The organism is Cobetia sp. 14N.309.X.WAT.E.A4 (genome assembly GCF_030397495.1).
Classification (GTDB): domain Bacteria; phylum Pseudomonadota; class Gammaproteobacteria; order Pseudomonadales; family Halomonadaceae; genus Cobetia; species Cobetia marina.
Genome location: NZ_JAPNXT010000005.1, coordinates 1 through 15,206 on the forward strand (window position 1 = coordinate 1; position 15,206 = coordinate 15,206).

Annotated in this window: 12 protein-coding genes; all 12 read left to right on the plus strand. The window is 48.9% G+C overall.

The genetic code is table 11. The features are described 5' to 3' along the window. The first annotated feature begins 232 nt into the window (after positions 1–232). Positions 233–2,143: a sulfate adenylyltransferase subunit CysN gene (cysN, locus tag OW493_RS08425; protein WP_289863832.1), complete on the plus strand. Its 1,911-nt coding sequence runs from the start codon at positions 233–235 to the stop codon at positions 2,141–2,143. Between the two features lie 125 nt (positions 2,144–2,268). After that, a complete protein-coding gene (locus OW493_RS08430) occupies positions 2,269–2,634 on the plus strand; it encodes a DVU3141 family protein (RefSeq protein WP_289863833.1) in 366 nt (121 codons plus the stop codon). A gap of 118 nt (positions 2,635–2,752) precedes the next feature. Then, positions 2,753–4,468, plus strand: coding sequence for a polysaccharide biosynthesis/export family protein (locus OW493_RS08435; RefSeq protein ID WP_289863834.1), 1,716 nt, complete (start codon positions 2,753–2,755; stop codon positions 4,466–4,468). A gap of 2 nt (positions 4,469–4,470) precedes the next feature. Beyond that, positions 4,471–5,313 carry an ABC transporter permease gene (locus OW493_RS08440; RefSeq protein ID WP_289863835.1) on the plus strand — a complete coding sequence of 281 codons (843 nt, stop codon included), beginning with the start codon at positions 4,471–4,473 and terminating at the stop codon, positions 5,311–5,313. A gap of 3 nt (positions 5,314–5,316) precedes the next feature. Beyond that, positions 5,317–6,399 carry a chain-length determining protein gene (locus OW493_RS08445; protein WP_289863836.1) on the plus strand — a complete coding sequence of 361 codons (1,083 nt, stop codon included), beginning with the start codon at positions 5,317–5,319 and terminating at the stop codon, positions 6,397–6,399. A gap of 3 nt (positions 6,400–6,402) precedes the next feature. Further along, positions 6,403–7,503, plus strand: coding sequence for an ATP-binding cassette domain-containing protein (locus OW493_RS08450; protein WP_289863837.1), 1,101 nt, complete (start codon positions 6,403–6,405; stop codon positions 7,501–7,503). A 44-nt stretch (positions 7,504–7,547) separates the two neighbouring features. After that, a complete protein-coding gene (locus tag OW493_RS08455) occupies positions 7,548–9,836 on the plus strand; it encodes a glycosyltransferase (protein WP_289863838.1) in 2,289 nt (762 codons plus the stop codon). Further along, positions 9,833–10,978: a polysaccharide pyruvyl transferase family protein gene (locus OW493_RS08460; RefSeq protein WP_289863840.1), complete on the plus strand. Its 1,146-nt coding sequence runs from the start codon at positions 9,833–9,835 to the stop codon at positions 10,976–10,978. Before OW493_RS08455 ends, OW493_RS08460 begins: the two co-directional genes overlap by 4 nt. Further along, entirely contained in the window at positions 10,975–11,805 is an 831-nt protein-coding gene (gene kdsA / locus OW493_RS08465) for a 3-deoxy-8-phosphooctulonate synthase (protein ID WP_289863841.1), read from the plus strand. Before OW493_RS08460 ends, kdsA begins: the two co-directional genes overlap by 4 nt. Before the next feature lie 21 nt (positions 11,806–11,826). After that, positions 11,827–13,116: a 3-deoxy-manno-octulosonate cytidylyltransferase gene (gene kdsB / locus OW493_RS08470; RefSeq protein ID WP_289863842.1), complete on the plus strand. Its 1,290-nt coding sequence runs from the start codon at positions 11,827–11,829 to the stop codon at positions 13,114–13,116. 68 nt (positions 13,117–13,184) lie between these two features. Further along, positions 13,185–14,132, plus strand: a complete 948-nt coding sequence (locus OW493_RS08475) for a KpsF/GutQ family sugar-phosphate isomerase (RefSeq protein WP_191237291.1) — start codon at positions 13,185–13,187, stop codon at positions 14,130–14,132. Positions 14,133–14,167: 35 nt separating this feature from the next. Then, the gene (locus OW493_RS08480; protein ID WP_289863843.1) at positions 14,168–15,184 is read left to right on the plus strand and encodes a phytanoyl-CoA dioxygenase family protein; all 1,017 of its coding nucleotides are present in this window, start codon (positions 14,168–14,170) and stop codon (positions 15,182–15,184) included. Positions 15,185–15,206 lie beyond the last annotated feature (22 nt).

Sequence of the window (15,206 nt, forward strand, 5' to 3'; positions counted from 1 at the left end):
GTCGTGCCATCGATCACGATCAGGCAGGCTCCATGGAGAAGAAGAAGCGCGAAGGCTATTTCTAAGTACTTATGTCAGGCAGTCGTGCCATGCGCCACTGTCTCACAGGCTTTCGTCCACAGTGTTCTTCGACAGACGACAGCCAACGAAATTACAGAACACGGGATGTTCGCAGCGCTGGAAGTCTCGTGGGAGGCTCGCGCCGAACAGACCGGGTTCAGGGAGAATGACAGTGTCACACCAGTCAACGATGATCGCGGAAAACATCGAAGCCTATCTCAAGGAACACGAGCAGAAAGATCTGCTGCGTTTCATCACCTGCGGCAGCGTGGATGACGGCAAGTCGACCCTGATCGGTCGTCTGCTTCATGACTCCAAGATGATCTACGAAGATCAGCTGGCCGCCATCACCCGCGATTCCAAGAAGAGCGGCACTACCGGCAAGGTGGATCTGGCACTGCTGGTCGATGGTCTGCAGTCAGAGCGTGAGCAGGGCATCACCATCGATGTCGCCTACCGCTACTTCTCCACCGACAAGCGCAAGTTCATCATCGCTGATACGCCGGGGCACGAGCAGTACACCCGCAACATGGCCACCGGTGCCTCCACCGCGAGCCTGGCGATCATCCTGATCGATGCGCGCTACGGCGTGCAGACCCAGACCCGCCGCCACAGCTACATCTGCTCGCTGCTGGGTATCCAGCACCTGGTGGTCGCGGTCAACAAGATGGACATCGTCGACTACTCCCAGGAACGCTTCGACGAGATCGTCGCGGACTACCAGGAGTTCGCCAAGGACCTCGAGGTCCCGGATATACGCTTCGTACCGCTGTCCGCACTGGAAGGCGACAACGTCGTCTCTCTCAGCGCCAATACCCCGTGGTATGACGATGCCGCCTACGAAGCGCGCCCGCTGATGGACATCCTCGAGACCGTCGATGTCACCGAGGACAGCAACCTGACCGACCTGCGCTTCCCGGTGCAGTACGTCAATCGTCCGAACCTCAACTTCCGTGGTTACTGCGGCACCCTGGCCGCCGGCACCGTCTCACCGGGGCAGCAGATCAAGGTACTGCCGTCCGGCAAGACCTCCACGGTCGAGCGTATCGTCACCTTCGACGGCGATCTCGACATCGCCTGGCCGGGCCAGGCTGTCACGCTGACACTGACCGATGAGATCGACATCTCGCGCGGCGACATGATCGTGGCGGTGGATTCCGACATGGAGCCCTGCACCGCCTTTACCGCGGACGTGGTGTGGATGCATGAGAATCCGCTGGTGGTCGGCAAGGAATACGAGCTCAAGCTCGGTACCTCCAGTGTCATCGGTCGCGTCGGGCGCATCATTCACCAGACCGACGTCAACACCATGGCGCGCAATGAAGCGGAGAATATCCCGCTCAATGGCATCGCCCGCGTGCAGGTCGAGCTGAACCAGCCGCTGGCGATGGACAGCTACCAGCGTTCGCCGCATACCGGCAGCTTCGTGTTCATTGATCGCCTGTCCAATATCACCATCGGTGCGGGCATGGTCAAGGAGACCCTGAGTGCCAGCAACATCGTGTGGCACGATATGGCGGTCACCAAGCAGCGCCGCGCCGAACGCAACAAGCAGAAGCCGTGCATCATCTGGTTCACCGGCCTGTCCGGCGCCGGCAAGTCCACCGCCGCCAACGCGCTGGAGCGTCAGCTGTTCGCCATGGGCTACAACACCTACCTGCTGGATGGCGACAACGTGCGTCACGGCCTGTGTGGGGATCTTGGCTTCAGTGAATCTGATCGTACTGAAAATATTCGTCGCATTGGTGAAGTCGCCAGGTTGATGGTCGATGCCGGCATGATCACCCTGGTCAGCTTCATCTCGCCGTTCCAGGCGGATCGTCAGACCGTGCGTGACATGGTCGGCACTGACGAGTTCATCGAAGTCTTCGTCAACACGCCGATCAGCGTCTGTGAAGAGCGGGATCCCAAGGGGCTGTACCGCAAGGCGCGTGCCGGCGAGATCAGCGACTTCACCGGCATCAGCTCCCCGTACGAAGCCCCGGAGAAACCGGAAATCGAGATCAACACCGGCGAGCTGACGCTGGAGCAGACCGCTCTTACGCTGGTCAGCCAACTCAAGTACTTCAACGTCATCAGTTGACGCCTTTACATCGATCATTCCCTGTTGAAGAGCAGGGAGTCTTGCATTATCAGGATATCAATATGATTTCGCCCTTTATCAAACAACATCGTGCATATGCAATACGGCTTACTGCAGCAGCAGGCATGGCTCTCATCCTCTCAGGCTGTGCGACTTCTTATCCGGCCTCCAGCGGCGCTGGCAGCAACAATCTGGCCAATCTCACCGGTGCTGCGTCGCTGCCGGCGGATGTCTCGTCATTTCTCGACAGCTCAGCTCCCGGTAGCGTGATCGCCGTGCCCACCAGCCCCTGGGGCAGCGATGTCGAAGTGGTCGCCCATGAGCGTTACTTCGCCGCCAGTGGGCGTATCTGTCGCGAGTTGACGGTCTCCAATGCGCGTGACCTGCCGAGCAAGGAGCTGGCCTGTCGTACCAGCAACGAGGGCAAGGCCGGCGAGGGCACCTGGGTGACCCAGCGGCTGGTGACCGGCCTGTTGGAAGAGACGCGCTGAGAGGTTTGTACCGCGACTCAGCATGAACCGACGACACCAGGGAACAGGCTGGCGTGACCGGCACTGTCATTCCTGATCAATACAGCACTATTTTTTGCACTACGAGGGGCCTAGCCCAATGACAATTTCCAGATTCTTGCTCCGGGCCGGGTGCCTGGTGGCGGTAGCGTGCCTGAACGCCAGCCCTGCCATGGCAGCCGGCCTGGGCGGTGGTTCCATCCTGTCCAGCGACGACCAGGCCTCCAGCATTCCGCAGAAGACGGACAGTGTGGAAGACAAGGCGCGCGCCGACTGGCGCAGTGGCACCTACGGCCCGCTGACCTCACGGGAGCAGACCGACCCCGACTCTCTGCCGCCGTTCGGCGAAAACCTCTTTACCGGTGGTTTCCGCGGCATGATGGCCGATGGCCTCAACAGCAGCTACACCATCAAGCCGGGTGATCAGATCACCCTGCGCGTGTGGGGTGGCGTGGAGATGGAGTCTGTTCTGCCGGTGGATGCGCAGGGCAACATCTTCCTGCCGGGTATCGGCCCGGTGAGAGTTCAGGGCACCACCAATGCCCAGCTGGATGGCAAGGTACGCGCCGCCATTCAGGAGGTGTATCCGGAGAATGTCAGCGTCTATACCAATCTTCAGGGCGTACAGCCGGTGGGCGTCTTCGTCACTGGTTACGTCAAGAATCCGGGTCGTTATGCCGGTACCCCGAATGACTCCATGCTGTATTTCCTGGATCAGGCCGGCGGTATCGACCAGGCGCTGGGCAGCTACCGCAAGATCAAGATCAAGCGCAACGGCCGCGTCATCAATACGGTCGATCTCTATGACTTCCTGATCAACGGCGAGATCGCCCGTCCGCAGTTCCGCGATGGCGATACCGTCGTCGTCGAGGAGCGTGGCCCGGCCATCAGCGTGGTGGGAGATGTCGAGCGTGACTATCGCTATGAACTCACCGACTCGCGCCTGAGCGGGGAAGACGTGCTGAACCTGGCGCGCCTCAAGTCCGGTGTCTCGCACGTGCTGCTGCGCGGCTCGCGCTCCGAAGGCCCCATCTCGCGCTATCTGCCGGTGGCGGAGTTCCGTGGCGCTGACGTACGTGCCGGGGATGAAGTGCTGTTCAGTGCCGACCAGCGTGACGAGACCATCGTCGTGCAGCTGGAAGGCAGCTTCTATGGCCCCTCACGCTATGCACTGCCGCGGGATGCTCATCTGGGCGAATTGCTCAACGCCGTCGGCGTGCCGAAAGGACTGACCGATTACCAGAGCGTGTCCATCCGTCGTGAGAGCGTCAAGGAACAGCAGGCGCAGGCACTGCAGGACAGTCTCAAGCGTCTTCAGGCCACCTATCTCGGCGCGTCTTCCTCGACGACAGAGGAATCCGAGCTTCGTGTCCAGGAAGCCGCGATGATCGAGAAGTTCGTCGAGCAGGCCAAGAAGGAAGAGCCGACCGGACGACTGGTCGTGGCACGTGACGACGGCAACATCGCCGATGTGCGTCTGCAGGACGGCGATGTCATTACCATCCCGGAAATCAGCGATTCCCTGCTGATCAGCGGCGAAGTCGTGGTGCCTCAGGCCGTGGTCTACACCCAGGGCATGACGGTGATGGACTATATCAACAGTGCCGGTGGTTTCACCCAGCACGCGGATGATGATCAGATCCTGGTGGTGCGTCAGAACGGCGCCGTACGCCGTGCCGAGGAAGTCGAGCTGCGTTCGGGTGACCAGATTCTGGTACTGCCGGAACCGCCGACCAAGAACCTGCAGCTGGCCACCAGCATCACGCAGATTCTCTATCAGGTCGCCGTTGCCACCAAAGTCGCGATAGACCTCTGATCATGGCCAGTGATAGGAACACTCCAACTGAACGCCCATCAGGCGACAAGAAGAGCGGGCCCAAGGCCCGCTCCGCCTGGGCCGTGACACGCAGTGTCTGGTACGCCATGTTCATTCGTGAGGCTGTTAGTAGAACTATGGCGGATAGGATGGGCTGGTTCTGGATGATTGCTGAACCACTAGCACTGGTAGCAATCATGACTTTCATACGATCGTTTGTTTCAGGGGAAGGGCTGATTGTAAATGCTGAATTTATTCCTTGGTTGGTAGTTGGGCTGATGGGGTTTCATCTTGTGCGCGAGGGAATGATGCGAGGGATGGGGGCGGTCAAGGCCAACCATGCATTATTTACCTATCGACAGGTGCAGACAGCTGATCCTGTTATTGTTCGTAACTTTTTAGAAGGTATGCTGCGCACTTTTGTTTTTTTACTATTCATCGTTGGTGCTTTGTTACTCGGTATTCCACTCTCTCCTGATGATGCATTATCTGCTTTATTCAACTGGTTTTCGCTCTGGGCTTTTGGTTTAGGGCTTGGTTTAACCCTCTCTGTAGTTGCTACTTTAGTGGAGGAGGTCGATAAGATTGTAAAAATGATTAGCATGCCACTATTGATCATATCTGGTGTTATCTTCCCGATAAATCATCTGCCGCATTGGCTGCTGGAATACTTGATGTGGAATCCGATACCCCACGGGCTAGAGTTACTTCGTCTCGGTTTTTTTGAAGATTATCATGTGGTAAAAGGTACAAGCAGGCTCTATCTGTGGTTCTTTATTTTACTCTTAAATGCATTCGGTCTGATGTTACATATCCGTTTTTCCCATAAACTCAAGGCAAAATAACTCATGAAAGCTTTTATCATACGCCAGCCTCATTGGGCAATAGCACTGCTTTCTATTCTACTAGTATCGTTATACTGGACTCTATGGGCATCGGATCGTTATGTGTCCAAAGCATCTGTCGTTCTCGAAAGTCCACAGATAGCCACAACCGATCTGAGTGTGTCTTCTTTATTAACAGGAGGGAGTACTGACAAGGATTTATTGCTTCTACGCGAATATCTTATGTCTACTGATATGCTCAAGTTAGCCGATGAAAAATTGGAGTTTAGAGAGCACTATAGTCAACATGGTGATTTTTTCTCATCATTGATGGATCGCGATACCTCAATCGAAGAGTTGCATGATTATTACCTTCGCCGCGTGAATATTGAAATGGATGAATACGCGGGAGTGTTGGATATCGAGGTGCAGGCGTATACACCGGAATTTGCGCACAAGATGACACAGCTGTTGCTCTCGGCTGGTGAAGCTCACATGAACGAGATGGGACGTCGACTGGCAGAAGAGCAGGTCACGTTCCTTGAGAAACAGTTGGGAAGACTGGAAGGTCGCCTGGATGACGCCCGAGAAGCGCTGTTGACATTCCAGAACAAGGAAGGCCTGGTCTCGCCGACAAGCACAGTGGAAAGCATCAACCAGGTAGTGGCGACATTGGAGGGGCAATTGGCAACCTTGCAGGCCCAGCGCAAGGCATTGGGAAGCTATCAGAGCAATCGCGCCTCCGACATGCGCCGCGTTCAGGCGGAAATAGAAGCGATGCGAGAGCAGATCACCAAGCAGCGCGATCGCCTGGCACAGGCAACGGGTGGTTCACTCAACAGCATTTCGTCCCAGTATGAAACGCTGGAACTCAAGGCCAAGTTCGCTCAGGAGACATATTCCAGTGCGCTTGCAGCACTCGAGAACACTCGTCTTGAAGCAGCTCGCAAGTTGAAGCAGGTCAGTGTGCTGCAAAGCCCTCTGATGCCAGAATATTCGACACAGCCTGAACGCCTTTACAATATCACGGTCTTTGCACTGATCACCATCTTCCTGGCCTTCATCGCCAGCATGTTGATTTTGATCATCAAAGAACATCGGGACTGAATCATGATAGAGATCAAAAATCTCTACAAGCGCTACCACAATCATCATGGCAGTGATTGGGTACTGCGTGATATCAACCTCACCATTCCGGCAGGTGTGAGTGTTGGCCTTATTGGCGCCAATGGTGCAGGCAAGTCAACCTTGCTTAGACTGATTGCTGGGATGGATACACCAGAGCGAGGTGAAGTCATACGGCATAGCCGAGTGTCTTGGCCAGTGGGATTATCTGGTGGAATGCAAGGTAGTATGACTGGACGACAGAATGTCAAATTTGTAGCTAGAGCCCAAGGTAGAAGTAACGAAGTAGATGATATTGTAAACTTTGTTGAAGATTTTGCTGAAATAGGTGCATCTTTTGATGAGCCAGTTAAAACCTATTCCTCGGGCATGCGGTCGCGATTGTCATTCGGTCTTTCATTTGCGTTTGATTTTGATGTGTATATTTCTGATGAAGCTACTGCTGTAGGTGACCGTGCTTTTAAGAAAAAAGCTCAAAGGCTATTTAATCAAAAAGTTGATAAATCTTCATTAATAATGGTCTCACATAGTGAGGGCATCTTGAGAGAATTATGTGATTCAGGCATTTATCTCAAGAATAAAGAAGCAATTTGGTATGATAATATTAATGATGCTATCTATGATTATCATATTGACACAAATAAAGGATTTGATGCAGAAGAATATTTAAGCCTAGAAGATAAAGTAAGTAAGAACAATCAAAATGATCTTGATTATTTGGAAAAAAGTAAAAAGTCATATAACAAAAAAGCAAATGATCTTTGGCAGGCTGTGCGTAAGTTAAAAGATATAGGTGGGTCAAAAGAACAAATTGACATTATAAATAAGCATCATAAGAAATGGAAGTCCGATCTAGCTGAAATCAATGAAAAGATAAGAAAAACCTCCAGTGGAAGATATAAGGAACTTAAGCAAGATTTAAATAATACCCAAAGGTCGATAGATGCATTAAGCATGACTCTTCGGCAAATAGAATTAAAGGATCAAGGTTTAGAAAATTCACTACTAATTAGCTCTTTGGAATTGCTTGAGAAATATAAAAATAAATTAGTTATAGAGATAGAGAAATATGATGAGCTAGATTGATTGAGTTAATATAAATTTTTATTGAATCATATAGGAGTATAGATATGTATAGTAGTAAAGATATTACTATGGTGATTTGCATTAGATTACATGGTCAAAACCCTTGGGTCCTCGATAGGCTGAAGCTTGCTGCTAATTACTATAATCCCGCTCCAAGGATTCTAATTGTAGATTTTGGTAGTGAAAGTGAATATCAAGCACAGATAAAATCTGTATGCAATGAAAATGATGTGGACTATTTTTATGTTGATGATAAAGGTGTGTACTCTGCTGCTGTTGCACACAACCGAGGTTTTGAGAAAGTCTCTACAGATCTAGTTCTTTTCTCTGATATAGATTTCGTGTTTAAAAGTACGATGTTTGGTGAGCTTGCTGAAACAGCAATATCTCTGGAAATGAATAAGAAAATAGATACTTTTATTAATTTTACTGCGTATCATTTAAACAAAAATACTTCGGAAGAATACAGTGAGTTTGAAAAAAAAATAGATAAGGATAGATTTTTAACGAAGGTTAGTTATCAGGCTACATTAGAAAAAAATGGTAATAGTGTGGAATTTATTGCTCCATACTCTAATGTTTATTTGATGAATGTTAAGTTGTATAGTCTAATCGGCGGTTATCATGAAAGCTTTAGAGGTCATGGGTCAGAAGATTTTGAATTCTTTATTAGGCTTGCTTATTACACTAAGCTTCAACCAATACCTGAGGAAATCGAGAAAGATAAATACGGACCTACTAAAAGAGATTTCTTGTGGGTAAAACAATATCGAGGATTTAGACGGTTAAATGAAGCTTTGGCCCTTCCTTCTGAACTAATGGGCTTCAAAGTTTTTCATTTATGGCATCCTACAAAAAGCGAAAATGATTGGCGCTCTCATAATGATTGGAGAAGAGAGCGGATGACGAGTATTGTCAATAGCTATAAGGATAAAAAGAATAAAATATTAAATATAGATTTCATTAATCGAAATAAGAATGCATTATGTATATGTAAGCATGAAGAACATTATGGATATTTCTCCCCTTTAAGAATAGCAGGCTATAAACTAGATGTAATATACGATGGCTCCCCTAAAAGCTTAGACTATATAAAAGAGAAAATAAAGAATAAAGATATAGATGCTTTTGTTATATTTAACCCATATATGAAGAGTCATGCTGAATTTTACCCTTATTTCTTACTTTCACAAGAGTTAAACATTAAGACCATAGTTGTTGAAAGAGGAGCGCTGCCCAATACAATTTACTATTCTAGTGATGTAAGTTATAATTCACTAGACTTTTCTTTAGATTCTTTTAATGAATATAGCCCCAGTTCAGAAAATATAGATGATGCTCGTAGTTATATTGAAGCTCTAACTAAAGGTAACCAGCTTCTTGAAACGGCGAGCGACTTCGATTCAACATATAGTAAGTATGAAGCATTAACAGAAATCAAAAAACATAAAATATTTATACCTCTTCAACTAGATGACGATATGGCGGTTACGAAATATGTACGTAATAGCCAATCATATAATGACTTTAGTAACTCCATTAATCAAGTTGCGGCCAAAAACACTGATAAACTTTTTGTAGTCAAAGCTCACCCTCTCTCAAAGAAAACATTGAATTTAACCTCCGAAAATATAATAATTTCTTCTCCTTCGGATAATGTACATGCTTTATTGGAAGTGGTTGACTCCACAATATGCTATAATTCAGGTGTCGGATTGCTTTCAATTATACATGGCAGGCCTACGATAACTATAGGAAATGCATTTTATAATGTACCTGAGACAGGTTGTTTCTCTGAATCATTAGAAATGGCTGTCAACACAATTAATTCCGTAGATAAACCAAATAAAGAAAAAGTAGAAAAATTAGTTAGCTGGTACCTTAATGTTTTATATAGTAATTTTGTTGCTGCAGATGATATTAAAGAGTTTAAATTTAGAAAAGCTCATTCGTATAAAGATATACTTGTAACGGATTTGAAGATTGATGGTTTGAGTTATGTCTTAAATAGAATTTCGCCGATAATTGACAAAGATAGAAAAAACTATGTTTTTTCTAAATTAAATGTCCCCGCTTTAAGTAATCAGAATGAACCTAAAAATGTAGTAGTAAAACCAAATAAGACTACTCCTAAGCCTACTTCGTCATCAGGGAATAGGGCTCCTAAAGGAACTGTCAAAGACCGTCGCCTAAGGAAACTTCGTGAAAATCCAAAACAATATTTTGCAGATTCATCACATATCTTATTACGTCCATTAAAAGCTTTATTCCCAGATAATAAATTTGGGAGAATTAACAAAAAAGCCATTGAGCTTATTGTGAGGAAAAAATGATTTATTTAATTGGTGGTTCTGGCGGACCTAATTATGGTGATGAACTCATTATATCTCTTTGGATAAAGTTTTATCGTGAGAAAGGTTATAATGGCCCTATTGTCGTAGATTGCTTGAGTAAAAAAAATTCTGAAAGAATGCATTCTAAGTATAGTAATGTATACTTTACTACATTTATAAAAAAATTGGCTAAAGGTAGAGATGGAAGTACTAGCTTCTATATAGATAGGGGGGCTAATTTTATAATAGAGAACAAACAGGCTTTTATAAAAAACATAGAAGAATGCTTTGATGATAATTACTCCTTCGACTTAGATAAAGATTCATGGCATATACATCTCTACGGTGGTGGTTATATAAACGGAGTATGGAAAAATTCTTTTTCCTTGCTTGGGGCTGCTTCACAACTAAAAAAAATGTTTGGTACTAAAATATTTGCTACTGGACTTGGTTTAGCTCCTATAAATATTGAAGGGGGTAGTGATGCTAACCATTTGAAAAATGTAATTAGTACCTTTGATCTATTCGAAGTTAGAGACCTGGATTCATATAATCAAATTGTAGATATTTGTGGTTTTAATAAAAATATCATCTCTGGTTTAGATGACTCTTTTTTATATTCATACGATGAACTCTGCACAGCTAGTAAGCACAAGAGTATACATATATCAGGTTTTTCAAAGTCTTTTGAAAAAATGGATGATGCCACTCTAATAAATTATTTTTCAGATGCTAATGGAAAATATGATAATATTTACTTTTGGGTTTGTAATAAAAGTGATATCGCCGCAGGCGATAGAATTTCTAATTTAGTTGGCGGTGTGACAAAACTTACCTGTTATAATTTAGTGAACTTTGGGCCTCCTTTAAATCCTTCAGATATAATGATTACTGCGAGATTTCATCCCCACTTTATAGCTGCTAGAGCTGGGTTGCATGGTAAATATATCTCGAATTCGGAGTTTTATGTTTCCAAGCATTCATCTATAGTTGATCTTGGTTCGACATTTACAAAGCTTAAAAATGTTGAGCCAGTTATCAAGATGGAAAATTCGAGCACTAATAACCTATGTCGGCGCGACGTTGATTTAGTTCATAGAAAGAATCACTTGGCACAATTTATAGTTAAGGATGTAATATGATTAATTCAACCGTTTTCTCTTCGAATGAGTTCCTGGTCATTGGTGGTATTAATGTTATTGATGATCCAGACGTTGCTTTTAGAACATGCGAAAAGTTTATGGAGGTGACTAATAAGTTAGGCATGAGTTATATTTTTAAAGCTAGTTTTGATAAAGCAAATAGGTCATCATTAAATTCTTATCGAGGACCAGGCCTTGAAGAAGGTTTAAGAATTCTTGATGATGTTAAGAGTAAGTTTGGTGTGAAACTGTTAACTGACGTGCATGAGCCGTGGCAAGCAACTCCAGCATCGGAGATAGTAGATGTATTGCAGCTCCCAGCATTCCTAGCACGTCAAACGGACTTGATTCTTTCATTAGCTAAAACTGGGTCAGCTATTAATGTAAAAAAACCTCAATTTATTAGCCCGTCTCAGATTTCTAATGTAGTGGAGAAATTCAAGGCTGCAGGTTCTGGCGAGTTGATGATTTGTGAAAGAGGTACTTGCTTCGGCTATGATAATTTAGTTGTTGATATGCTAGGGTTTGATGTTATGCGTAAAGCTTGCCCTAATATACCTATAATATTTGATGTCACACATTCTCTGCAGCAACGTGATTCTAGGGCTGAATCTTCTGGTGGACGCAGAGAGCAGGTGGTAAAGCTTGCACGTGCAGGGATAGCTGCGGGAGTTGATGGTTTATTTTTGGAGACACACCCGGACCCCGACAATGCCAAGTGCGATGGACCCAGCGCTTTGCCGCTTCATCAGCTCGAGCCTTTCCTGCAACAGGTCAAGGCTATCGATGATGCAGTGAAGTCGCTGCCTGAACTGGTCATTGAATAAGTCTGCAAAGGGAATAGCGTCGTGACGATTGAGATGAACCAGAAAACGGTCATCATCATTCCTGCACGTTACGGCTCCAGTCGTCTGCCAGGGAAGCCCCTGGTAGACATTGCTGGCAAGCCGATGGTGCAGCATGTGGTGGAGCGTGCTTCCCAGGTATCTGGAATTGATGCTGTCTGGGTTGCCACTGATGACCAGCGCGTCTTCGATACCGTGGAAGCTTTCGGTGGGCAGGCCGTCATGACCTCTCCAGAGCATGCCTCCGGTACGGATCGCCTTGTTGAAGTGATGCAGAAGGTGCCTGCCGACATCTACCTCAATGTGCAAGGTGATGAGCCATTGGTACGACCGGGAGATCTGGAGCTGCTGGTGGCAGCGATGCAAGACAGTTGGGTGAAAGTGGGCACACTCTGTCATGCCATCTCGGCAGAGGAGGCCAGGAATCCGAATACTGTCAAGGTGCTGTGTGATCAGTTTGATGATGCCTTGTACTTCAGTCGCTCTCCGATTCCGTATCCCCGCGAGGCAGAAGAGGCCAGCTATCGCAAGCATGTCGGTGTCTATGCCTATCGGCGCGAGGTGCTGGAGGGATATTCGCAGTTGCCACAGCCTATGGCTGAGCGTGCTGAATCGCTCGAGCAGCTGCGTCTCATGCATGCCGGCATCAAGATTCGTGTCATTGAGGTAGAAGAGACAGGCCCGGGCGTTGACACTCCTGAATGTCTTGAGAAGGTAAGGGCCTTGGTGGAAGGGCGTCCCTCATGCCCCAAGCCTGAGCCACTGGCCAGAACTCGGCTGCTGATTACGGATGTTGATGGCGTACTGACGGATGGCAGTATCTATTACGATGCCTCTGGGGAATCTCTCAAGCAATTCCATGTCCGCGATGGCCTGGGTATCCGCTTGTTGGAGGAGTGCGGTATCCAGGTGGCAGTGCTGTCAGGCCGCGATTCCGCGACATTACGCATGCGTGTGGCGGATCTCGGGATTTCTCATTCCAGGCTTGGGGTGAAAGACAAACATGCTGCATGCCTCGAACTGATGACGGCGGCGGGGGTTACCGCGGATCAGACAGTGTTCATCGGTGATGATGTGATTGATCTGCCAGCCTTCGAGGCTTGTGGTAGCGCTTACGCCGTGGCGGATGCCCCCAACTATATCAAGGCACAAGCCGATGAAGTGTTGTCACTGCCAGGTGGCAAGGGGGCTGTCAGAGAGCTGGCAGACCGAATCCTTTTGGCGCAGGGCAAGGAAGCTGTCTATAGCACCGCAGCAGGTTTCCTGGGCAATGTTGCCAAGGTTGCACAATAAAGAGTGAAGGATACTGCTCAGCAGCAGCATCGCTGGGCAGCCTAGTATCATGGACAGAGGGTTATGCAATGCCAAGCGTCGAGATTGGAAAGAAGGTCTTCGTGACTCAGGCGGAGGCACTTCAAGTCACTTCTGAGCGTTTAGGGAGTGAGTTTGAAGAGTCGGTGCGCATGATCATGACGACGTCAGGTCGGGTGATCGTATCGGGAATGGGGAAGTCCGGTATCATCGGCAACAAGATTGCGGCCACACTGGCTTCGACGGGGACTCCCAGTTTCGCAGTGCACCCGGCAGAGGCTTACCACGGTGACTTGGGGATGTTCACCAAAGGCGATGTGGCCATCCTCATCTCCTACAGTGGTGAAACGGAAGAGGTCATTCGCCTGATCCCTTCCTTGAAGCACTTTGGTGTGAAGATCATTGCACTGGTAGGAAACCCCAGCTCGACACTTGGCAAGAACAGTGACTTGGTACTGGATGTTGGTGTTGATCGTGAGGCGTGCCCCAATAATCTGGCACCGACTACCTCGACTACCGTCACCCTTGCTATGGGGGATGCGCTTGCCGTTGCCTTGATCGAGCGTCGTCAGTTCATGCCTCAGGACTTCGCGGTATTTCATCCCGGTGGAAGTCTCGGGCGTCGTCTATTGACGCGCGTACGCGATGTCATGCATTCGCCAGTCCCTTGCAATACGCCTGCTGACTCCCTGCGTGAAGTCATCATGACGATCACCCAAGGCGGGTTGGGACTCACTGTCATTGCTGACAATGGCACCATCCATGGGTTGATCACGGATGGTGACTTGCGCCGCTCACTCTTTGACAATCAGGGACTGGATGGCGTGACAGGGGGCGATATCATGACGCGCACCCCGATGACGATCAATGAGAACGAGATGTTCTCGGCTGCCGAGAACACCATGTTGAAAGCCAATGTCACCTCCTTGTTGGTGGTAGATGACAATGGTGCGCTGACGGGTGTTCTCAAGCTTCAGGATGCTCGCAAGATCGGTTGAGTGGCTCACTGATCATGAATTCAATGGAGTCAGGCATGCGGTCACTTGCTGCTAGATGCATGGATGCACTTGGATTGTTGACAGGTGCCAAGTCCTTCGTGGCCAATCCAGTGCTGGGCAGTGCTGAGCTCAATCGGCGTGGTCTTCACCTGGCACGCCTGCGCGCTGCGCATTGGCTGATGCGTGTACGCCAGGCCTGGTTTGCCTATGGCGTTCCGCGAGAGCAGCGCAAGGCCTTTCAACGTGATGGCTATCTGATGCTGGAAGATTTCCTGCCTGCAGAGCAGTATCAGCGGCTGCTGGCTGAGGCCGAGGGGGCACGTGGCGAGATTCGTCAGTGTCGGCAGGCAGATACCTTGACCCGTCGCCGGGTGATGTCACCGGAAAATGTTGAAGCCTTGCCGGAAATGCAGACCTTGATGCGTGACAAGCGGTTCCGGCGACTCATGCGTTACTGCAGTGGTCATGCTCGCCAGCCCATCATGCATCTGGAGCGCATCCACAATGGTGTGCTGGAAAGTCACGAGCGCGATCCTCAGAAATCACTGCACGTGGATACCTTCCAGCCCACCATGAAGTTCTGGCTATATCTGCAGGATGTGACGCCTGCACAGGGTCCCTTCATGTTCGTGCCTGGTTCCACTCGCCTGACGTCAGCCCGATTGACGTGGGAGAAGCACATGAGCCTGATCGCCCGTGATCATCCCAATCGCTATACCCAGCGAGGCTCTTTCCGCGTGGATGAGGGGGATCTGGAGCGCTTCGGGCTGGGCGAGGTCAAGCACTTTGCCGTGAAGGCCAACACCCTGTTGATCGCCAATACCTACGGCATGCATGGCCGAGGTGAGGCAGAGCAAGGCAGTACACGGTTTGCGCTGTGGGGAATGAGTCGTACGACTCCCTTCTCTCCGTTACCGGGACTGGGTTTCGAGTGGTTGAATCGCGTGCAGTACAAGGTACTGGAGGCTGAACGGCAGCGTGATGATCGCAAGGCCGCCGCCCGGGGAGAGCAGGCTTCCTGGTTCGTTCCTTCGGACAACGGCGAGCTGTGAGATAGGTCTACTGACGTGCCGG

What these genes read in the sequence shown, in the direction of transcription:
- OW493_RS08430 (WP_289863833.1), top strand. Translation starts at nt 2,269, where the DNA reads ATGGCTCTCATCCTCTCAGGCTGTGCGACTTCTTATCCGGCCTCCAGC.
- OW493_RS08435 (WP_289863834.1), top strand. Translation starts at nt 2,753, where the DNA reads ATGACAATTTCCAGATTCTTGCTCCGGGCCGGGTGCCTGGTGGCGGTA.
- OW493_RS08440 (WP_289863835.1), top strand. Translation starts at nt 4,471, where the DNA reads ATGGCCAGTGATAGGAACACTCCAACTGAACGCCCATCAGGCGACAAG.
- OW493_RS08445 (WP_289863836.1), top strand. Translation starts at nt 5,317, where the DNA reads ATGAAAGCTTTTATCATACGCCAGCCTCATTGGGCAATAGCACTGCTT.
- OW493_RS08450 (WP_289863837.1), top strand. Translation starts at nt 6,403, where the DNA reads ATGATAGAGATCAAAAATCTCTACAAGCGCTACCACAATCATCATGGC.
- OW493_RS08455 (WP_289863838.1), top strand. Translation starts at nt 7,548, where the DNA reads ATGTATAGTAGTAAAGATATTACTATGGTGATTTGCATTAGATTACAT.
- OW493_RS08460 (WP_289863840.1), top strand. Translation starts at nt 9,833, where the DNA reads ATGATTTATTTAATTGGTGGTTCTGGCGGACCTAATTATGGTGATGAA.
- kdsA (WP_289863841.1), top strand. Translation starts at nt 10,975, where the DNA reads ATGATTAATTCAACCGTTTTCTCTTCGAATGAGTTCCTGGTCATTGGT.
- OW493_RS08475 (WP_191237291.1), top strand. Translation starts at nt 13,185, where the DNA reads ATGCCAAGCGTCGAGATTGGAAAGAAGGTCTTCGTGACTCAGGCGGAG.
- OW493_RS08480 (WP_289863843.1), top strand. Translation starts at nt 14,168, where the DNA reads ATGCGGTCACTTGCTGCTAGATGCATGGATGCACTTGGATTGTTGACA.